At 33.8% G+C, this 21,487-nt stretch carries 17 protein-coding genes and 1 tRNA gene; 7 read left to right on the forward strand and 11 right to left on the reverse strand.

Annotated elements, in window-relative coordinates:
* The first annotated feature begins 1 nt into the window (after position 1).
* Both ACEN2K_RS06370 and ACEN2K_RS06375 read left to right on the forward strand, forming a co-directional pair.
* Positions 2 to 1,798, forward strand: a complete 1,797-nt coding sequence (locus ACEN2K_RS06370; RefSeq protein ID WP_441758494.1) for a M56 family metallopeptidase — start codon at positions 2 to 4, stop codon at positions 1,796 to 1,798.
* Positions 1,799 to 1,868: 70 nt separating this feature from the next.
* The gene (locus tag ACEN2K_RS06375; RefSeq protein ID WP_441758495.1) at positions 1,869 to 2,009 is read left to right on the forward strand and encodes an SsrA-binding protein; all 141 of its coding nucleotides are present in this window, start codon (positions 1,869 to 1,871) and stop codon (positions 2,007 to 2,009) included.
* On the opposite strand, the gene ACEN2K_RS06380 is transcribed toward ACEN2K_RS06375, so the two are convergent.
* A complete protein-coding gene (locus ACEN2K_RS06380; protein WP_441758496.1) occupies positions 2,006 to 2,518 on the reverse strand; it encodes an adenine phosphoribosyltransferase in 513 nt (170 codons plus the stop codon). The two genes, ACEN2K_RS06375 and ACEN2K_RS06380, sit on opposite strands and share 4 nt — an antisense overlap.
* Positions 2,519 to 2,632: 114 nt before the next feature.
* Between ACEN2K_RS06380 and ACEN2K_RS06385 the strand changes: the two genes are divergently transcribed.
* The 3 genes from ACEN2K_RS06385 (at position 2,633) to ACEN2K_RS06395 (ending at position 4,228) form a co-directional block, all read left to right on the forward strand.
* Positions 2,633 to 2,706 (forward strand) — tRNA-Arg (locus ACEN2K_RS06385).
* A gap of 524 nt (positions 2,707 to 3,230) precedes the next feature.
* A complete protein-coding gene (locus tag ACEN2K_RS06390) occupies positions 3,231 to 3,497 on the forward strand; it encodes a hypothetical protein (protein WP_441758497.1) in 267 nt (88 codons plus the stop codon).
* Between the two features lie 44 nt (positions 3,498 to 3,541).
* Positions 3,542 to 4,228 (forward strand): SRPBCC family protein, encoded by a 687-nt coding sequence (locus tag ACEN2K_RS06395; protein WP_441758498.1) that lies wholly within the window; start codon positions 3,542 to 3,544, stop codon positions 4,226 to 4,228.
* A 273-nt stretch (positions 4,229 to 4,501) separates the two neighbouring features.
* Here the strand turns inward: ACEN2K_RS06395 and ACEN2K_RS06400 are convergent, their stop codons facing one another.
* From ACEN2K_RS06400 to ACEN2K_RS06410, 3 genes are all read right to left on the reverse strand, one after another.
* Positions 4,502 to 5,578: a DNA topoisomerase IB gene (locus tag ACEN2K_RS06400; protein WP_441758499.1), complete on the reverse strand. Its 1,077-nt coding sequence runs from the start codon at positions 5,576 to 5,578 to the stop codon at positions 4,502 to 4,504.
* A gap of 195 nt (positions 5,579 to 5,773) precedes the next feature.
* Complete coding sequence (locus ACEN2K_RS06405; RefSeq protein ID WP_441758500.1) at positions 5,774 to 6,034, reverse strand: SemiSWEET family sugar transporter; 261 nt, start codon at positions 6,032 to 6,034, stop codon at positions 5,774 to 5,776.
* A 17-nt stretch (positions 6,035 to 6,051) separates the two neighbouring features.
* The gene (locus tag ACEN2K_RS06410) at positions 6,052 to 6,900 is read right to left on the reverse strand and encodes an SDR family oxidoreductase (RefSeq protein ID WP_441758501.1); all 849 of its coding nucleotides are present in this window, start codon (positions 6,898 to 6,900) and stop codon (positions 6,052 to 6,054) included.
* Between the two features lie 526 nt (positions 6,901 to 7,426).
* On the opposite strand from ACEN2K_RS06410, the gene ACEN2K_RS06415 reads away from it, so the two are divergent.
* Entirely contained in the window at positions 7,427 to 8,830 is a 1,404-nt protein-coding gene (locus ACEN2K_RS06415; protein WP_441758502.1) for an exonuclease domain-containing protein, read from the forward strand.
* A gap of 144 nt (positions 8,831 to 8,974) precedes the next feature.
* On the opposite strand, the gene ACEN2K_RS06420 is transcribed toward ACEN2K_RS06415, so the two are convergent.
* Positions 8,975 to 9,175, reverse strand: a complete 201-nt coding sequence (locus tag ACEN2K_RS06420) for a hypothetical protein (RefSeq protein WP_441758503.1) — start codon at positions 9,173 to 9,175, stop codon at positions 8,975 to 8,977.
* Positions 9,176 to 10,072: 897 nt separating this feature from the next.
* Between ACEN2K_RS06420 and ACEN2K_RS06425 the strand changes: the two genes are divergently transcribed.
* On the forward strand, positions 10,073 to 10,588 hold the full coding sequence (locus ACEN2K_RS06425) for a DUF421 domain-containing protein (protein WP_441758504.1): 516 nt from the start codon (positions 10,073 to 10,075) through the stop codon (positions 10,586 to 10,588).
* An 80-nt stretch (positions 10,589 to 10,668) separates the two neighbouring features.
* Here the strand turns inward: ACEN2K_RS06425 and ACEN2K_RS06430 are convergent, their stop codons facing one another.
* The 6 genes from ACEN2K_RS06430 to ACEN2K_RS06455 all read right to left on the reverse strand — a co-directional run bounded on the left by ACEN2K_RS06430 (position 10,669) and on the right by ACEN2K_RS06455 (position 21,460).
* Complete coding sequence (locus ACEN2K_RS06430) at positions 10,669 to 13,686, reverse strand: AAA family ATPase (RefSeq protein ID WP_441758505.1); 3,018 nt, start codon at positions 13,684 to 13,686, stop codon at positions 10,669 to 10,671.
* Between the two features lie 23 nt (positions 13,687 to 13,709).
* Positions 13,710 to 14,927: an exonuclease subunit SbcD gene (gene sbcD / locus ACEN2K_RS06435; protein WP_441758506.1), complete on the reverse strand. Its 1,218-nt coding sequence runs from the start codon at positions 14,925 to 14,927 to the stop codon at positions 13,710 to 13,712.
* Positions 14,928 to 15,161: 234 nt separating this feature from the next.
* On the reverse strand, positions 15,162 to 16,151 hold the full coding sequence (locus ACEN2K_RS06440) for an L-histidine N(alpha)-methyltransferase (protein WP_441758507.1): 990 nt from the start codon (positions 16,149 to 16,151) through the stop codon (positions 15,162 to 15,164).
* A 49-nt stretch (positions 16,152 to 16,200) separates the two neighbouring features.
* A complete protein-coding gene (locus tag ACEN2K_RS06445; protein ID WP_441758508.1) occupies positions 16,201 to 17,691 on the reverse strand; it encodes a BCCT family transporter in 1,491 nt (496 codons plus the stop codon).
* Positions 17,692 to 17,835: 144 nt separating this feature from the next.
* Entirely contained in the window at positions 17,836 to 18,975 is a 1,140-nt protein-coding gene (gene egtB / locus ACEN2K_RS06450; protein WP_441758509.1) for an ergothioneine biosynthesis protein EgtB, read from the reverse strand.
* A gap of 223 nt (positions 18,976 to 19,198) precedes the next feature.
* A complete protein-coding gene (locus ACEN2K_RS06455; RefSeq protein WP_441758510.1) occupies positions 19,199 to 21,460 on the reverse strand; it encodes an acyl-CoA dehydrogenase family protein in 2,262 nt (753 codons plus the stop codon).
* Between the last annotated feature and the right edge of the window lie 27 nt (positions 21,461 to 21,487).

Consider the following 21,487-nt stretch of genomic DNA (forward strand, 5'->3'; position numbering starts at 1 on the left):
TATGGAACCATTCATTATTTACGGCATTAAATCTAGTGGATTGCTGGCTTTGTTTTTTATAAGCTACTTTTTTATACTTAGAAAAGAAACTTTTTTCAACAGCAACCGTTGGTTTCTACTTACAGGATTATTTACCTCGGTGCTTTTACCTTTGCTGGTTTATACTAAAGTAGTTTGGATAGAACCCGTGGTTTCAACTATAGATTGGTCAACAATTCCTGTAACAAATTATGTGGAAGAAAAAACATTTGTTGATTATTTGCCTCTTATGGCGATGGTAATTTATGGTATAGGAGTGTTCGTATTACTGAATAAGTTTTTATATGATTTTTATAGTTTGCGAAAACTATTAAAGGGAAAATTAATACAACGTCAGGCTGATTATAAGTTTGTTGACACCAAGGAAAACCTAGCGCCTTTTTCATTTTTCAATACCATTGTTTACAATTCGGAATTGTACAGTTCGGGAGAATTAGATAATATTTTAGAACACGAAAAAGTTCATAGCGACCAGAATCATACTGTTGATGTGCTTGTTTCTAGGGTATTTTGTGTGCTATTTTGGTTCAATCCCTTTATTTGGCTGTACAAAAAAGCCATAATGCAAAACTTAGAATTCATTGCCGATAGTGAAGCTACTAAGAAACTCACTGACAAAAAAGCGTACCAAATTACCCTTTTAAAAATAACAACACAGGAAAATTGTGTTGCCATTACCAATCATTTTTATCAATCATTAATCAAAAAACGAATCGTTATGTTAAACAAAAATCAATCACACAAAATGAACTCTTGGAAGTATTTCTCAATACTTCCGGCTCTAGTTGCCTTTATGTTTCTATTTCAAATTGAGGTAATTGCTCAGGAGAAAACAGTTACTGAAACCACTAAAGTGGAAAAAACGGATGTAGTTAGCAATACTACGGAGGCCCAACAGGTATTGGATACCATTAAAAAAATGAAAAAGGTTATACTAAGCACCACCAACAATGGAGGTATTAATGAAAATACTGAAATTTATATTGATGGAAAAAAGGTTAGTAAAGAGGAAATGGAAAAAACGCATCCAAATGATATTAAAACAATGAATGTTTCTAAAAATAATCATCAGTCCACTATTAGAATTATAACTAAAAATGGCATCAACTCGACTACTACTGACGAAGTAAGTATATGGGGAGACGATGAATCAAGTACCGAGTTGCAATTAGAAAAAACCGATATCACTAATTTAAATGGTAAAAAACATTCGAAAAAGAGCCATTATGTTACGGTAGTTAAGAATGAGAAAAATGGAATTCCTGAAGATACAGAGATTTATATTGATGGCGAAAGAGTAAGTGCCGATAAATTAGAAGAGCTTAATCCCAATTTTATTAGCAAAATGGAAGTAAATAAAAGTGGTGATTCTAATAAAAAAACAATTTTCATTACTAAGAAAGGATCTTATTCTAGAAGTTCAGGAAAAATTCCACAGCCACCAGTTCCACCTACTGCACCAACATTCAACTTCAAAGCACCTAAAGCACCAAATTTCCCAAAAGCTCCTAAGGCGCCAAAAGGAGATCCAATTACAGGTGATAAACGAGCTTGGAATGATTTTGAAGAAAAAATGAAAGATTTCAATAAAAAGATGGAAGCATTAGCTCCCGAAATTGAATTATTTGACAAAAAAATGGCTGATTTTGATAAACGTATGGCTCCATTTAACGCGCAAATGGAAAAATTTGAAAAGAAAATGAAAGTGTACGAAAAACAAATGGAAGAATACCAAGCAAAAATTAAAGAATCAAAATAACAAGCATCAAAAAAAGACTGTCAGTAGCAAGACAGTCTTTTTTTATATCTTTGTTAAAAATAAAATCGATATGTTTAAACTATTAGCTAAAATAAACAAAGTACTGTTACCTAGTTTTACCCAGCAACATTTAGATTTGGCCAAAGCCAAAAAATGGCAAATGGCCATCATAGGATATCGTTATTATGTAACTACTAGAGCCTTGGGTTAGTATGTTAATGCAGCAAAACTTTCATAATCCTTAATTTGCTCTTTCCCATTCAGGAAACTCAATTCCATTAAAAAGTTGACTTGTACAATCTCTGCTCCAAGTCTCTCAACCAATTCACAAACTGCCTTAGCTGTCCCGCCTGTAGCTAATACATCATCATGTATCAATACCCGATCACCTTTTTGAATAGCGTCAATATGAATTTCTAAAGAGTCTGTACCATATTCCAACTGATAACTTGCTGAAATTGTTTCATAAGGCAATTTATTAGGCTTTCTAACTGGAATAAATCCCACATTTAGTGTTTGCGCCAGTAACATTCCGAAGAAAAACCCCCTACTCTCCACACCTATCACCTTATCTATTTGCTTCCCTTTTATAGAATCCAGGAGAATTTTTAAGCATTCTTGTCTAGCTTCAGGGGCATTTAACAACGGTGTGATGTCTTTAAATAAAATTCCTTCTTTCGGAAATCCCTGAATATCACGGATATAATTTTCGATCTTCATTTTTTTACATTTTTTTTGAATTTTATACTTGCAAATTACACTTTTATCTCTATATTTGCACCCGCAAACACGTTTACACAACGACACTGAAAAGTGAAGTATTGCACATTAAAAGGCCTCGTGGCGCAACTGAATAGCGCACTTGATTACGGCTCAAGAGGTTACTGGTTTGAATCCAGTCGAGGTCACTACTTTTAAAGCTCAATTCGCAAGAATTGAGCTTTTTTTATGCAATTTAGTTACTACTATTACTTTGGTTACTAAATAAATTCTCGTACTTATTGCCTGTGTACTTTGTAAAACCTTTAAGTTAGCATAATCTTGAATCAAAAACCTTAATAAGATTAAAGCAATATAGTAAATAAAATCGTTGAAATAGCTATTATTGATCGTACACAACTATCGTATAACTCTTTTAACTAGCTTTCTATCAAGTTCCGCTCCTTATTATTTTAAAACCTTATTTTAAAATCTTGTAATTTATTTAGCTACAATTAAAATAAATTTACAACACTTACTTTTTCAAGGTTTTAGTCACAGTTAACAAGAATAAATTACAACTTAACCTATAAATTAGATAAAGTTTGATAATGATGCTATCCTAACTGTGCTCAATTTTATAAAGTAATTCTACTAACGCCTGATGGGCATGATTACAATTACTAAGTAAACAACATCTGGAAAAAAAATATTAACATATAAAAAGATAACAATGGAAAATTTAATTACAAGCGAAAATTTAGAAAGTTTAAAACAAAATGTAGAGAGTATACTATCTGATGTACCTGCTAATTACCTATTGGGAGCAGGTGCTGCTGCTTGGATCATCTCCTCTGGACTAAAGAGTTTTGGAAAAGAAAACGCAGCTTCTTTTATCGAAAAATGGTCTTTACCATTATTAACTGTAGGTTTATATCAAAAACTTGCCGAAACTAATGAGAACAAAGAAGGGCTTGCAACTGAATACAGCTCGCAGTAAGTTTCGCCTATTCCTTATTATAATAACCAATAAACTGACTTACTATGACACCTTCAATAAGCAAAAAGCACAGTGAAAAAAATTCGGGCTCTTTTAAATGTAATGTACCACTAGCTGAAAGAATCTTAATGGTTACAGCGGGAACTTATCTTTTATATAAAGGGCTTTCTCAAAAGAAAAAAAATTTAAAACAATCTACTAGCGGAGGAACCATGCTCCTACGAGGATTATCAGGTTACTGCCCTATTTATGATGCTGTTGAACATTTGAAAAATGATAAAGTATCAAATGTGAATTTTAGAGTTAAAACGATAATAAATCAGGAAGTTAGTGATGTATATAATTTTTGGAGAAATATAGAAAATTTACCCAAACTTATGAGCCACTTGACATCTGTAAAAAACCTCGATCATCTCAGTTCTGAATGGACGGCGCATGGACCTGCCGGAATTGGAACTTTAAGTTGGAAAGCGGAAATCGTCAATGATATCACCGATGAAGTAATTGCCTGGCAATCAGTTGGAGATGCTACCATTGACAACTCTGGAAAAGTAACATTTACCCCTCAAGGTGATGCTACTGAAGTAGAAGTATTTATTTCTTATCGCGCACCACTTGGTGTAGCTGGTGAGCGTACTGCCAGATTGTTCACTCCTTACTTTCAGAGTCTAGTTCAAAAAGATATCGATAATTTCAAGGTGCAGATGGAAGATTTATTCGAACAGCATTAAAATACTATTCTAAAAACTGTTACTAATTAAATCAGCAGTTTAAGTAAACCTACAATAATTAAGATTACATAAAATGAGCATCATGATGTTTATTTTATGTAATCTTTTTTTTGCGTACTGCGAAAAGCAATTTTTATAAAACTACTTTATTAAGTACTTATTACAGATAATTTAGATCTCCAAATAAGAGCCTTAACAAAATAAAAAAACCTGATATCGATTTATCAATATCAGGTTTTATGATTTAGTATCGGAGGTTGTAAAATCGATTTTCTAACCAAGTACCTCAGCAATTCTTTCATTAGCTAACAACTTAACTAATGCTTTTTCTTCTGCATTTAATTTTCCTTTGCTGTTCCTATTTTTCGGTTGGTATTTCCAGATAGATCCGCTTTGAAAAGAGGCTATTATTGTGGGATGAACGTAATACTTTTTACATACTGTACGGGTATTTCCTAATTTTTGTGAAACACTATCTAAAACAGCAATGATCTTTTTATTACAGTCGGCAGCAGAAAGAGGTTTTTCTTGTTGTAAAAAACTACACATCGCATTGATACTTCCTGACCACAATCTAAAATCTTTGGCTGTAAAGTCAAATTTAGTGCATTCTTTAATGTAATTATTGATATCTGCTGAACCCACACTTTGATGGTTTCCATTATCATCATAATACTGAAAAAGTTCTTGACCAGGAATTTCCCGACAACGTTTGACCATTCGCATTAATCTTTTGTCCTTTAAAGTGATCTTGTGCTTGACTCCTTTCTTGCCTTTAAATTCAAAAAACAGCAGACCTTTTCCAAATTTAGCATGGCGATCTTGTAAAGTAGTGAGTCCAAATGAACCATATAGCTTTTTATAAGCTTCATTACCGATACGAATATTAGTAACTTCGATTAATTTAATAACCAAAGCGATGACCTTTTCATACGGCATTCCCTTTCTATTAAGATCTTTTTCCACTTTTTGTCTGATATCAGGAAGGGCGTCAGCAAATTGTCGCAATCTGTAAAATTTAGATTGATTCCTGATTCTATTCCAATTAGCATGGTATCTGTATTGCTTTCTCCCTTTTCCATCAATGCCAGTCGCTTGTAAATGGGAGTTCTCATAAGGCGAAATCCAGACGTTTTCCCAGGCCGGTGGGAGCACTAATTTTTTAAACCGCATTAATAATTCTGTATCCTCTATAATTTCTCCGTTTTGATCTTTATAATGAAACCCTTTCCCTTTCTTTACCCGATAAAATCCTCTGGTTGTATCCGAAAAATAACGAAGTCCAACCAACTTAGCAGTCTGTTTTGGATTATCATCAATTTTAGCTAATTTATTTTCCAATCTATGCATCACGTTCTCTTTTAATATACTACGTAAATATAATTCGCTCCGCTTGATTTAACTTTACAAGATTAGCGTTTGAAATTATATTATTTTATAGAAACACAAATTAGTTTGCACTATTGAATTTGTGTGAATAATTATTCAGTCATCGTATCCAATTTTATTTTGATTTCACTAAACAGTAACCCATTAAAAAAAGTATTATTCTTTTTCATAATGGATGATAAAATAAATCATAATGAGATTTAGCGTTAATGACACTCCATTAGTAATTACTATGGGTAAGTCATTTTTCAAAATGCCGTAAACAACCCATACTGCAATTCCAAAAGTTAACATACCGAAGGTTAGTAAGGAAATATCTTGTACCTTTTTAGTTCTCCAAACTTTTACTATTTGAGGAATAACCGAAAGAGTTACACAAATACCCGCAAAAAATCCTAAAACATCTATTAAGTTCATAAGTTGCTTTAATTAAGTTAACCACCAATTATTTCTCCACCATTTATATGAATGAATTGCCCAGTAATGTAGCTACTATCCTCTGAAGCTAGGAATACATAGGCTGGTCCTACTTCTGAAGGTTGTCCTGCTCTTCCCATAGGATTGTCTTTACCAAAATCAGCTACTGTATCAAAACTTGCAACGATTAAAGGGGTCCATATTGGTCCTGGAGCAACCCCGTTCACTCTTATTTGTTTTTTAGCTAACATTGTCGAAAGAGAGCGAGTAAAACTGACAATAGCACCTTTAGTACTGGCGTAATCAACAAGATGTTCGGAGCCTCTATAGGCAGTTACTGAACTGGTGTTTATAATACTGTCCCCAGCGTTAAGGAAGGGCAGCGCGGCTTTAACTATATAAAAATAAGGATAAATATTGGTCTCAAAAGTTTTATGAAGCTGAGCCGTACTAATAGCATCAAATTCTGTTTGAGGGAATTGAACTGCTGCATTGTTAACGAGGATATTTATTTTTTTAAACTCTTTAATACATTGCTTGATTGCAGCTTTACAAAATTGTTCCTCTCTTAAATCTCCACTGATAAGCAAACATTTGCCACCTTCTTTTTCTACTAATTCTTTAGTGATACGTGCATCTTTATCTTCTTTAAGATAAACAATGACTACAGCTGCACCTTCTCGAGCGAAATGTTCCGCTACACTTCTACCAATTCCGCTGTCGCCTCCTGTAATGAACGCAACTTTATCAGCAAGTTTTCCGCTACCCTTATAACTATCTTTAATTATCTCTGGTTCTGGATTCATTAAGTATTCCTTGCCTGGGAGCTTTTGTTTCTGTTCTGGAAATGTCTTTGGTTTTTTCATAACAATTTCATTTATACTATCATTACTATAAAATAACAACATTACTAAAAGACAGATTAACGTAAAAAGATCAAAAATTATCTCAGAAAATAATTTTACATTTTTTTTATAATCAGGATTACACTGCACCTTTTACGGAAATTATTTTTTTTTATTACTACCAATACTAAATTTGTCACTCTCCGAAAGATTCATTTATAAGTCAACAAAAATTATATTCCAGTTTTAATGATAAAATCTACATTACTTTGAGGAGTCTAAGTAAAATTTATTACAATTTGTAACAAAAAATTATGATTAAATGTTCTAGAGTGTGCTAATTTTGCAAATTAAATTCTTGCATGAAGTACAACAGTGGAAATACTATTACTCATCGGTATAAATTTACTGAGCAAACCGAGGTCTTAGATTTTTTTTAGGCTGCTGATCTTTAATCGAAAATGATTTTAGTTGTACAGCTCAATATAATAGTCGTTTAATCTATCCCATTTGCAAGAAATACGAATGTCATTATTTAGAATCACGGATGAAAAATTTAGAATACGCCATCGTCGATATTGAAACTACTGGAGGAAATGCCAGTCACAGTCGCATTACCGAGATTGCGATAGTTATACATAATGGGGAAAATGTCATTAATCGTTTTGAAACTCTTATCAATCCACAAAAAGAGATTCCGCTTCCCATCTTTGCACTGACCGGGATCAACAATGAAATGGTAAGTCAGGCACCATTGTTCGAAGATGTTGCCGAAAAAATATTGCAATTATTAAGCGGCCGCATCTTTGTCGCACACAATGTTAATTTTGACTATTCTTTTGTTCGCCACGAGCTGGAAAAATCAGGTTTACAATGGACAGCAAGAAAATTATGCACGGTAAGGGCTGCTAGGAAAATTATTCCAGGTTTACATTCTTATAGTTTAGGTAAACTTTGTAGTTCCTTAAATATTGGTATAGAAAATAGGCATCGTGCAGGTGGAGATGCTGATGCTACTGTGGAATTATTTGCTATGTTACTAGATTTAGATGAGGAGGGTGTAATGACAAAAATGATTAAAAACAATGCTCAAGACCAGCGCTTACCGCCTAACCTTCCTCCTTCGGACTTTGAAACACTTCCTGAAAAACCAGGAATCTATTACTTTTATAATCAAGAAAAAAAAGTAATTTATGTGGGTAAGGCGATCAATATAAAGAAGCGCGTTGCTTCCCATTTTACAGGACACAGTATAAAACCTCAAAGGCAAAATTTTTTAAGAGACATACATGCTATTTCGTATGAAATCAGCGGTACTGAATTGATGGCTTTGCTGCTAGAATGTACAGAAATAAAAAAACTATGGCCACAATACAATAGAGCGTTGAAAAAGTATGAGGCAAAATATGGACTGTTCACTTATGAAGCTCGTAATGGCTATAAATATTTAGCTGTTGGTAAATTAACTAAGTTTCAATTGTGCGTTCAAGAATGCAACAGCCTGCACGATGGTATCCATTTATTGCAACAGCTAGCAGAGCAATTCAAACTTGATTATCGCTTTTGTACCTTTCCCAGTTCACAAGAGGTAGTGCAAACTGTACAGGACATTTCACAAGAATTACCTGAAATTGAAGAACACAACAGGCAAATGGACCAAGCCATTTCTTTCTTAACGGAAGAGCAAGCAAGTTTTGCAATAATTGACAAAGGACGATCCACTGATGAACGAAGCTGTATTTGGGTTGAAAACGGTTTGTTTTATGGCATGGGCTATATTGGATCTGATGTGAGTTGTATGGATCCATCAGAGCTAAAAGACTATATTATCCCTTATAAAAGCAATCCTTATATTATGCAGTTGCTTTACAGCTTTGCAGCCAAAAATAAAAGAAAAGTATTCTTTAAAAAAAACTTTCAAAATAATGAGGTAGCAACAATGCAGTTATAGCATAAAAAAGTATTCTAAATTCACGGCCATAGTTACATACTGCATTCACTTGCGAATGATTAAAAATTATGCCCGTTCCTACATCATAAATAATATATAATAATAATAATAATACGTCCTATAAAGATTATATCATATCTATACTTATGATTCTTGGTTTTCTAAGGCTTCTGGGCTTTCCTCTTCTAAAATAAGTTGTTGCTCACTAAATTTACCAGTCAAGACATTACCTATTTCATCTTCCCACTGTGTGATTACATTTTCAATCAAGTCGGGTTCAAAATCAATAATCACCATAATCTGTCCTCCAAAATCTTGTCTTACGTGTTGTCCTATTTTAAACATAACTAGCTTTTTTATAATTTATAATGCGTTCGATCTATTAATTTAAACTACTGAAATGGATATAATACTATTCCATCCTACAGTTTGAAGTAAAAATAGCTATTTAGAGCAGTCCTAGGATTACAGTTTGATCACTACTTATTATAGAATTAAAAGTATTCTTTCTGTAAAATTTTGGTAAACCAACTATCCACTTTTAGTTACATACACAAAGATAAACTTCCGCTGAATGAGCTAATTAGGAAGTGACAACTATATAACAAGCTATTTTAAAATTATAACCCTCTGAAAAAACAATTGCCTAATTTAGAGGGTAAATAATATACCATGGATTTACTATTCTTTTTTAAAATAGTTCTTGCTGCATTTACAGCCACTTCAATAATGACAGTTTGTAGTTATTTGATTTCCTATGCTCTAAAAAAGCTTTATAAAGAACCTGTTCTTCTCAATTATTTTTTAATATCTTTAGGAATAGGCAAATCCATACAGCAACGATCAATTATAAGTTGGATTTTGCATTATAGCATTGGCCTTATATTTGTCATAAGCTACCACCTACTTTGGTATTATAATATTGTACCTGTTTCATGGTTTATTGTGAGTCTTTTCTCTCTATATACCGCGACTGCTGGAGTATTAGGCTGGGTCATACTATTTAAAATTAGTACTTATAAACCTAAAATAAACTTTACGGGTTATTACATACACATTTTCGTAGTTCATATCATTTTCACGTTTGTAGCTTGCGGTGTATACTTGTATCTGTAACATCATAATTAGCATTCCTACGGCTAATAAATTATAAATACGACTGTCATATAAATATCTAAAAAACATTGCACTGAGTCCCTTACATTTTTAAAAACAAATTAATTCATTTAAAACATTAACATCATGGAGAAAGTATTTTTCAACGACTGGTACAGTATTATTCGCATTATTATAATTACAGCAATTGCCTATCCCGCTTTAATTACTATCCTTCGCATATCTGGAAAACGTACTTTATCTAAAATGAATGCTTTCGACTTGATCGTTACTATAGCACTAGGATCAACATTTGCCACAGTAATTCTTAACAAGAATGTAAGCCTTTCTGAAGGAATATTGACTTTTGGTTTACTGATCCTTTTTCAATACATCATCACCTTTCTCTCTTCAAGAAAGAAAAGCGTTAGCCAACTAGTTAAATCTTCGCCGACTCTGATGGCCTACAAAGGACAATTATTAAAAAAGAATATGCTAAAAGAAAGAATAGATGAGGATGAAATTTGGGCTGTCATTAGACAAAACGGACTAAGCTCTTTATCGGAAACGGATGCAATTGTTCTAGAAACTGATGGAAGTCTTTCACTCATTAAGCAAATTAAAAATGAGAATGCAATACCTATTAAAACTTTGTTCGAATAAATACAAGTTACTCAAAGTTAAATAGTTAACAACTTTACTTCTATTATTAATTTATATCAATTTCATTACAGTTTCACAGACTACTCAATTTCAATAGTACTGTAACCAGCACCAGTTCGTACCAATTTGATCTTGGTTCCAATGCGATCTTTTAACTCTCCTACATGCGAAATAATTCCGATTGATTTGTTACTTTCATTCTGCATATTCTCAAGAATACTAATCGCTTGATCTAAAGATTCTGGATCTAGTGAACCAAAACCTTCATCAATAAACAGAGATTCAATGGCAACGTTTTGAGCGGCTAAATCTGACAGTCCAAATGCTAGAGCCAAGCTCAATTTAAACGTTTCACCACCTGATAAAGAACTTACAGATCGTTTTGTATTGCCCATATAAGTATCAATCACCTTTAAACCATCAGTATCGTTTGAGGTATCTAATAAATACCGATCAGAGAAACCTACAAGGCGCTGATTACCATATTCTAGCAATTGTTTTAAAGTTAGATCTTGCACAAAATTAGAAAACTTCTTACCCGTAGCATCCCCTATTAATAAGTTCATTTTAGCCCAAAGTGCCAAATCTTTATTCAATGCATCTAATAGTAGCTGGCTTTCCTTTAATTTTTCTTTATTCTGATTATCAATTATAAGTTGTTGTTCTTGTTTCCATATATGCTTTTGCAGTATCGAAATTGCTTCTGTCAGTTTTGGTAATTCCGCTAATAAGCTTTCTAAAGAAATTGTTGCATCATCTAATTTTTGATCTTCATTCAAGTCTTTCTCAACTTTCTCTTTATTGGCTTGCAACCTAATCTCCTGCTGATTCAATGCTTGCCAATTGGTACGCAATTGATTAGCCGTTTTCTCTTCGAGTATTTTAGATTTTAAATCAGCCAATGTACTAATTCCTTTCCCTAGTAATTCAGGCATCAGCATTGCTAAAAGCTGCTCTTTTTCATCAATAGTGTCAGCTTTGGATTTTTCATAATCTTTTAATTGTTCTGTTAAACTTTTCAGGTTCGAGCGACATAAAATAAATTTGCTTAGTAAGGCATTAGTATCTTCATTCACATCTTTCTTATCGTAAATTAACCTGAGTTCCTCTTTAGCTGCGGTAAAATCTGCTTTTAAGGCAATATATTTCTGAAACAACTGCTGCATTTCATTCAGTATACTTTTGGCCTGAATATGCCTTTCAAGTTGATCTAAGCTTCCTAATTCTTTTTGCAAAGCTAACAGTTCTCGCTCCCAAGTTTCAAGTTGGTCATCAATAGTCCATTTTAACTGTAGACACCATTGTGTAATCTTCGCTTGTAAATCGTTAAATTCAGTTATTCTATTTTCTAAATCTAAAGTATCAGTTGCATTTAATTTTTGTAATTCTTTGTACTTTACACCATTCTCAAAAATTTCTTTTTTCAGTTGATCTAATTGCTTATTCAACGCTTGTTGCTTTTCATTTAAAGTTTCGACTAAAGTTTCTGAAACTTCGGAGGCAAAAGGATGTGTCTGAGAACCACATAATGGGCAGGCTTCACCTTCCTTTAAATCATGGCGATGCTCGTCTAAACTTTTACGCTGCTGCCACTCATTTAGCTCTTTTTGTCCCTTTTCTACAGCAGGTAATAGTATGCAGAGGTTTTCTTGCTGTTGCTTATCGCTTAAAGCAAGTACTTCTATTTGTGCTAATTGCTTCTTGATCTTAGCTTGCAGCTCCCCTATTGCTTTGTTTTTTTCATCAAACAACCTTCTATCTCCTATCAACTGGATAGCTGGCAGTATGAGTTTATTGAGTTCTTCTTTTTTCTCTTTTACAGCAAGAACTGTTTTAATACCACGGTCGCCAATTTGGATTTCGATATGCTTTAAATTGTCTTTAATCTGTTGCTCCAGCGTTTCATTTTTTACTAGGGCCAATCCGTATCGATTTGCTTCTAATAATTTATCTTCAATGCGCCCCAGCTGCTGTTTTACTTGATTTAATTTTTCACTTTCAGACTCTTTTAGCTTTAGCACTTGTGTTCTAAAATCAACAATTACCTCCTCAAATTTTTCGACAGAAACTTCCGTTTTTACCAAATCAGTAGCAGCCAAAAGCAAATTCGACTTCTCTTTTTCATTATCCACCAATTTATCCTTTGCACTCTTAATTTTTTCTACTACTGAAATCAGTGTTTTATCAGCCGTTTCCACTGCGAGCAGCTGTTCTTTATAAATTACAACACTATCATGTACTTCTAGTTGCTTAAGTTGTGGCAAAAAAGTCTCTTTCTCTTTTAGAAATAAATCCCATGAGATTTCGTTTTCTGCTTTTAACTTCTTGTTTTTTACTATGTTTTCTTTGACGATCTTTTTTACTTCATATTCTTTTTTCTTTGCTTCATCAGCAACAAGTAATGGTTTTTGAGCTAGAATATCTTCTTGAATTTCCTTTACAATTTCTGGTGCCATCAAAACAGTTTCGCCCATTTTGATGGTTTGCGTTTTAACAGCATCCTCAATTGCTCTAAACCTTTGAAAAACTGCCTTACCTATTTTCCTGTAAATTGAAGATCCTGTAATCTCTTCAAGCAACGCATTTCTTTCGTCTTTTTTAGCTAATAACAATTTCGAAAATTGCCCTTGAGCCAAAATCATGGACTGTACAAACTGATTGTAATTCAATCCAATAATGCGTTCGTTCTCAACAATTACTTCTTGTACACCTGAGACAATAATCGCTCCTGAAGCAACGTCAACCAACTCTTGTTTTCTTTTATCTAAAGAGCCTGTTCTTGTCCTACGAATGGACCAAGAAGACAGATAGCGAATTCCCTTCACTTCATATTCAACCTCAGCATAACAATCGGGAGCGTTCTTTGTTAAGATAACGCCCTGCTCTTCAATTACACTTTCAGATATGGCTTTGTCAATTCTTGGTATTCTATTGTACAGCGCTAATGTAATTATATCCAGCAAGGTTGATTTCCCGGTTCCTGTCGCACCAGTTATCACAAAAAGTCCTGCTTCACCCAGAATTCCGTTTTCAAAGTCAATGGAATGTTCTCCTTTTAGAGCGTGAATGTTTTTAAATTTAATTTTGCAAATTTTCATATCAAGGTAAGAATTGTAACTATTTATTCTGTGGCGTCAGTTGCGTGTAAACTTTCTAAAATTTCTTTGAAAGCATGGATTAAATCTGTCGTATCCTCAAGAGATTCATCTTGCTCTAATCTTTTCTCGAATAATTGAACTGGCGAAAAATCTTTGATAGCTTCGCCTTTAGAAAGTATTTTTGAAGTTCCTGAAACGGTATTATTAAATTTAATACTGCCTTTTAAAATTTGTAACCCATTGCTTGGTTCTGAAGTGAGCAAATCCTCCAAAACTTTAATATGCGCTATGTTCTCATTCTGCTCTTCGATTATAACCTCAGCAAGATCAATTAAGACTGAATCTGTCTGATAATCAGTAATTTTTAAAGTAACTTCTTCAACAGTTCCTTTAATAGTGATTAGCTTTCTAAATTTAGGAATCGTCAACGAATTAAACGTTAATTTGTCATTAGCAAACTCTAAAACAACCACTTCTTTATTGTCTTTTTTCTCACTAAAACTAAGTGCAATAGGTGATCCTGAATACCGGATATTAGACTTGCCTACAAGCTGTGGCCTATGGATATGTCCCAATGCTACATAATGTGGTTCTTCACCAAAAACCGCTGACACTACTCCAGCTTGATTCCCAATTTGAATGTCGCGCTCACTATCAGAAACCGAAGCTCCCTGCGCAAATAAGTGCCCCATAACAACATAAGGAATTCCGTTATAATGCGTTTTATAATGATCGTTAACATTCTTAAAATAAGTTGCGATTCCGTCTTTAATCAGTTCAATTTTATCACTGTAAGATTCTCCAGGAGCTGCATTACGAATGTCTTTATCTCTCAAGAAGGGAACAGCGGCAATAACTACTTTTTGACTGTCTTTTTCTACTTCCAAAAATAAGTCGGCAACAGCTTCAGGAACACCGCCAACAACTTTGATATCCAAAATTTCCAGCAATTCTTTAGGTGCATTGATAACATGAGGCGAATCATGATTTCCTCCCGTTAAAACCACCTTACAGTTTAAAGGGCGTAACTGTTTTAAAAAAGAATAATATTGCTTCATAGCAGCCTGCGACGGATTTGCTTGATCAAATAAATCTCCAGACATCAACAAGACATCTATCTCATTTTCTTTGATGCAGTTAATTAACCAGTCAAAAAAGAGATCCATATCTTTAGCAAAATCAACTTTCAATAATTGTTTACCGATGTGCCAATCAGCAGTATGCAAAATTTTTATGCTCATAGTAATGGCTTATTTTTTTTTAGAATTTTAATGAGAGATTAATTCTCAGATTGAATGAAGGGGAAAGAAACTTTCAAAAACCGTCGTTTCTCAAATCAAGTAAACAAAATTACCTTTTTCTACCTTAGAATTAAAGCAAAACTACACTAAAAAAAGATAGCCATTTTACGGTTCACCATATAAAAGCTATCTCTGTTTATCTGCTGTATTTCTACAAAAAAGACGTCTACTATTTTACTGTCTTTCTAGAACATAGTTTGCAAAATAAGCTTTACTATCAATGATTCTAGTGTTAATTACAAATGCTGTCTCACTTAAAATAGCGTTTAAGATAACGTCATTATACTTTCTAGATATCTCCATTAAGACCTTTTCTCCTTTCTGAAAATGATATTTTTTATCTAGTTTGGCTACATACACATCCTGAGATTGGGTACTTACTAAAAAACTTCTGGCAATGCCGTCGCTTTCGTCATATTCTGGTTGATGTTCGAAAGTATCAATATCAAAATCAGCTTCTAATTCGGAATTAATTCTTTCTAGTAAATTCAAATTGAACGCTGCAGTTACTCCCTGACTATCATCATAGGCTGGCAAAACTATAGATGCTGGCTTTATTAAATCAACTCCTAGTAGCAATTTGTCTCCAATATGCAGGTTGTCGCTCAGTTTTCCTATAAAAGCAGTGGCCACATCATCAGGCATATTCCCAATATTAGAACCTAAAAACAAAATAACTTTTGGATGTTGGTTTTCTTTTAAAGATTCTAAAACTTCAAAGTAATCACCTTGCTTTTTTTTAATAGATACGCGCTCTAATTGCTGGTTTAAATCTGCTTCAAGCTTATCTAAGGCATTTTGAGAAATATCTACAGGCATATAATCAAAATTGTAATTCCCTTTATCTAACGCCCTTAAAAGCTCTTTTGTTTTAAGTCCGTCACCTGCTCCTAACTCAATAAGTTCAAAATAAGTATCAGGATGTAATTGCAGAGCTTCAATAATAGTCTCGCTTTTTTCTTTAAAGATCTCATGTTCTGATCGAGTTACATAATATTCAGGCAAATGCATTATTTCTACAAACAAAGCATCTCCTTTTTTATCATAGAAAAATTTTGAAGGAAGTGACTTTATATCGCCGCTTAATCCTTCGTCCACCTCTTTTTTAAATTGCTCAATCATAGATCTATTTTCTGTTTTTGATATTGTCTTTTGTGCTTTCATTGCATAGTAATTAGTACGTTATAAATATAGTAGCTGACTCCCGCACCCACTACAATTGACTTCTATCTTGTATTCGCTTTTTGGTGAGAATATTTTTGAAAAAGCTAAAAATGGTATATCCGTATAAAAAACTAAACGGCAGTGCCATAATAACTAGTAAATTGCTTATCCCATTAAGTAACTGAGTGGTTCCTATAGCTGTTAATCCCAATGCTGTTGACGTAATTATGAATCCCCATGCGAGTTTGTGCTTTTTTGACGGATTTTCATTTCCGTGATCACTAAACATTCCTAAGACAAAAATGGCTGAGTCAACCGAATTTATAATAGATATTAGTACCAGTAAACCCGCAACAAAAAATGTAACATTGTGAAAAGGAAAATGCGCTAGGAAAACAAATAACGAATTAAATACATTATTAAATTGGGTGGCATCCCCATTTTCGATAATATCAAATGCTGAATTTGCGAAAATGGAAAACCAAATAACCGTTGCAATAGTGGGAATTAATATCGTAGTGAGTAAAAATTCTTTTATAGTTCTGCCTTTTGAAATTCTAGCAATGAATATCCCCGTAAAAGGCACCCAAGCCAACCAAAATGCCCAATAAAAAACTGTCCAATCCTTTATGAAGCTTTCTGAGGTTTTAAAGTTTCCTATCGCCAAACTCATCTCAAAAAAATGCCTTACATAGTTATAAAAAGCGAGGACTGTTTGATAGAGAAACGATTCGAAATTAAGGAAAAAAGCAACAAACAATAGCAATAGAATTGAAAAAGAAAAATCAAAATCGGCTAGATATTTTATCACTTTATTAATTCCAGTAAGCGCTGAATACGTAGCCACAACTCCGATTAAAACAACCATCAGCAATAGAGAATTAGTTCCTAAAGTAGTTTTAAAAGCATAATTGATTCCGTTGAATACTTGTGCAGTTCCAAGTCCTAAAGATGCAATAACGCCCGTAATGGTGATTAACACAATAAAAAGGGTGGCTATAAATTTTAATTTCGTGCTTTTTGACGAAGGTAAAAGTGCGTCTAATAAATTAGTCGTTTTTTTTACATAGAGATTGTAAGCGATAATTAACCCAAACAAACTGTACATGGCCCAGGGTGTAAAACCCCAGTGAAAGAAGGTGTACTGTAACGCTGTAAGTTTTTCATTAGAACTTAGCACTGGTGGGTTATTTAAGTAATATACAGGTTCTTGTACTGCTCGTAGTAACAAACCGGACCCCATACCTGTGCTATACAGTAAAGCAACCCAACTAAAATAAGAATATTCAGGCTTGGCAGTACCTAAACGTTCATTTCGAATAGGCAGCACTAAGACAACCAAAGCCGTTACAACAGTAAGTAATCCTACCCATAAATAATACGTACTAAAAACTGCCAGTAAGTTTTGGTTAATTTCATTAAGGATGTAAACTAAAGCTGTGGGTCTTAGCAAACCCGTCATTAGGAAAAGCACACCAAATAGCAAGCCATAGAGCAGTAAACTATTTGTTCTTAAATGTCCATATAACTGTTTAACCAAAGCGTGTTATTTAAATTGATAATTATTAAATTTTCAATACCTAAAACGTTCTTAGCTCATCAAAAGCTTGTTATTTAATTTACTAAATAGAAATAGTAATAATTCTAATTATGTAGTCCAAAGTAATCACAATAAATCATCTATTTACTTCGCTAGTCTAATACCATTAAATTGCCAACGTAGATTAGGATGAAAAAAATTTCGATATGTTTTTCGGGTATGACCAACAGGAGTTGCTACTGATCCACCCCTAAGAATCATTTGATTGATCATAAATTTACCATTGTACTCCCCTAGAGCGCCAGCAGATTTACTAAAACCAGGATAAGCTAAATAAGCACTGTTTGTCCATTCCCACAATTGTCCCCAGTCAAATTTATCGCTAGCGATTTCCCATTCAAATTCTGTTGGTAATCGCAATCCTTTCCATTGGCTAAACGCAAAAGCTTCATAGAAACTAATGTGCATAACCGCTTGGTTTAGATTCACTCTCTCTAAACCGTTTAATGTATAATGAAACCAATCGCCTTCTATCTTGTACCAATGCAAAGGTGCTTCAATCTTATTTTCGTTTATAAAACTCCACCCTTCATCATGCCAATAGTTAAAATCTTGATAGCCTCCCGCTTCGATAAATTCAAGGTATTCAGCATTCGTTACTAGCTTATTACTTATTTCAAAATCACCCACATAGACTTTATGACTTCCCAATTCGTTATCAAAGCAAAAGCCATCTGACTGATGCCCTATGGAGTAAATTCCTTCTTTAATTTTGATAAATTCGGCAGTTTGATTTTCAATTACTGTTTCAAAAGCAGAACCATAAGATGGAAAAGTAGGTTGATTTCCTAATATATATTTAATATCATAAACAAATAACTCTTGGTGCTGCTCCTCGTGGTTAATCCCAATTTCTATCACGTCTAAAATTTCTTTACTTGGCTTCTCACTCATGAAAGCAACCATAGCTTCTGTGACATATTTTCTATACTTATAAACTTCGGCTACAGAAGGACGCGTCATTAACCCCCTGGACGGTCTTAAAACACGCTTACCTACATTATTGTAATAACTATTAAATAAAAAAGAGAAATCTTCGTCATAAACGCTATAATCCTTTGCGTATTTAGTCAGAACGAACTCTTCCCAAAACCAGGTTACATGCGCCAAATGCCACTTAGGCGGAGATACAAATTCACTTGCTTGGACAGAGTAATCCTCAACGATTAGGGGCTTACACAGGAATTCAGTTTGTTCTCTGACTTTTAAAAAACGATTAATCATAATTAAGACTTATAGAGGTTTATTAAAGTACTGTAATTTACAAAAAAATAATTCCCAAGATTAATGTGCTAAAAATAACTTAAATGGAACTGCCTTAAAAAGTATCAAAGCCAAATAATAATAATAATAATAATAATAATATTAATAATAGGATCTAGAATCGAACGCGATTACATACTTAAAAAAAAGACCAGTACTAATGAGCTAGCCTTTGTTCTTATCGTTAATTAAAAGCGATTGGAGCAGCTAGACAAGAGTCTGGAATTCCAAATGCATCTACTAAAGCTACTGCAGACGGCCTAATATCCCAACAAAGCTGATTCACCATTTTGCGAATCGCTTTCGTTTTTACCGCTTCCATGTATCCATCTTCTAAATACCAAGCTTTATTTTTTTCGATCTGTGACAATGCATACAACTGAGCTAATTTAGACAGAATTAAATGCGTGTTTTCCTCTTCTACAGTTATAATTGCTAGCTGAAATTGTTCTAGAACAACACGCTCCAAGTAGGCTTGAGCAACATCAATCATTTGATGCTGTACCACATTAAACGCATCATAAGGCTCTAAGCCGTTATCCATTAACTTTTTAAGTCTCTTTGCTGCTGAAGCCAAAATAGTTCTTTCTCGATGTTCAAAGGCCTGCATATGAAATTGTCCGTCTAATAAATGCTCGCTATCTGTTTTACGGGTAGCAATTGGGTTTTTCTCAGTGATAGCCGTCATTGCATTTTCGTAAACATAATTAATCATTCCGAGAGAACCCATTTCACCAAAGGTTTTTCTAAATTCTGACAACCTATTTTTTGCTACTAATTGCATCAATACTGTATTATCACCTTCAAAAGTGGTGTAAATTTCAGTGTCATTTTTTAAGTCATCTATTCTATTCTCTGATAAATAGCCTTTACCACCGCATGCTTCTCTGCACTCCTGTAAAATAGCTGTAGTGCTCCATGTTGAGTAGGCTTTCAATCCTGCAGCAAGTGCTTCAATTTCTTGCATTTCAGGTTCGGTCCTATTTAAAAAACGTTTGGTTAAATACTGCAAAGCAAAATGCACAGCATAGGTTTTGGCCAGAGGAGGCAACAATCTTCGCTGGTGCATGCGATAATTCAAAATGGGAACTTCTGAACCGCCTTGAGGACCAAACTGCCTGCGTTGATCGCTATATCTTATGGTGATTGCTAATCCACTTTTGGCTGCAGCCAAAGCAGACCGTGGAATTCCGATTCGGCCTCCTACTAAAGTTCCTAACATGGTAAAGAAACGCCTGTTATCACTTGGAATCGGACTTTCAAATTTACCTTCGTCATTTACCGAAGCAAAACGGTCCAGCATATTCTCTTTAGGGATTACTACTTCATTGAATTGAATAGTTCCATTATCAACTCCATTCAAACCCATTTTTTTTCCGCAATCTCCTATCGTGATTCCGTCCAATACATTTCCTGACTTGTCTCTCAGTGGCACTATAAAAGCGTTAACACCATAATCATGATTATCAATAATCAATTTTGCAAATACAGTGGCCATTTGTCCGTGAACAGCTGCATTACCTATGTATTCTTTCTGTGCTTTTTTATGCGGCGTATGGATTGTAAAAGTTTTATTTTGATGGTTGTAAGTTGCCGTAGTTTCTAGTCCTTTTACATTTGAACCATGATGTGTCTCCGTCATTGCAAAGCAACCGGGCAAAGCTAGTGTGCCTATATCTTTTAAATATTTGCTGTAATGTTTTTCAGTTCCCAAAGATTGTACACTCATTCCCCACAAACCAAATTGAACTCCAAATTTGATTACCAAACTCAGATCATGGTAACTCAAGGTTTCCATAATAGCAAAATAATCGGCTATATTTTCTCCTCCACCATAGCTTTTTGGATAAGCCATGTTACCTAAATTTTCGTTGGCTAATATTGTACACCATTCAAATACTGTTTCACGATAAACTGCGATATCGGTCGAGGTTTCATAAGCAAATTCAGGCCGTGAGAGTATTCCTTTCACTTTATTGATAATAACTGCTTGATCTCCATCGAGCAGTATTGTAATATCTTTTATATCAAAATTTGATGCTGTTTGATTAGTAGCTGTAAATGAATCAGAGGTAGTTTTAAAATCACCTATTATCTCTTCGCTTAAAATTCCTAAATCAGCCTCAAGTTTGGCAAATTCGGGTTCTAACTCTAAAAGTGTACTATCATGATTCGAAAGTAAAACTGCAACATCAAAAATAGAATGCACTGCTTTATTTTCCTGAACCGTTTTCTGAATTTCATAATACCACTCGGTAATCATTGCTCTTAAAGGAGGATTAGATAAATTAATCTGCAATAATAATTCCTCTTTTTCCTTTGGCGAAAGCCAAGTTTGAGCCAATATGAAATTTTGTAGTGTAACAAATTCTTTTTGGGTCAATAAATCATCTGACCAAACTAGATATATAAACGGAATGAAGGCTTGCAGTTTATTATTTTTCATAATGAGTACTTGTATAGAATTTAAAAA

The organism is Flavobacterium sp. W21_SRS_FM3 (assembly GCF_052113625.1).
Lineage (GTDB): Bacteria > Bacteroidota > Bacteroidia > Flavobacteriales > Flavobacteriaceae > Flavobacterium.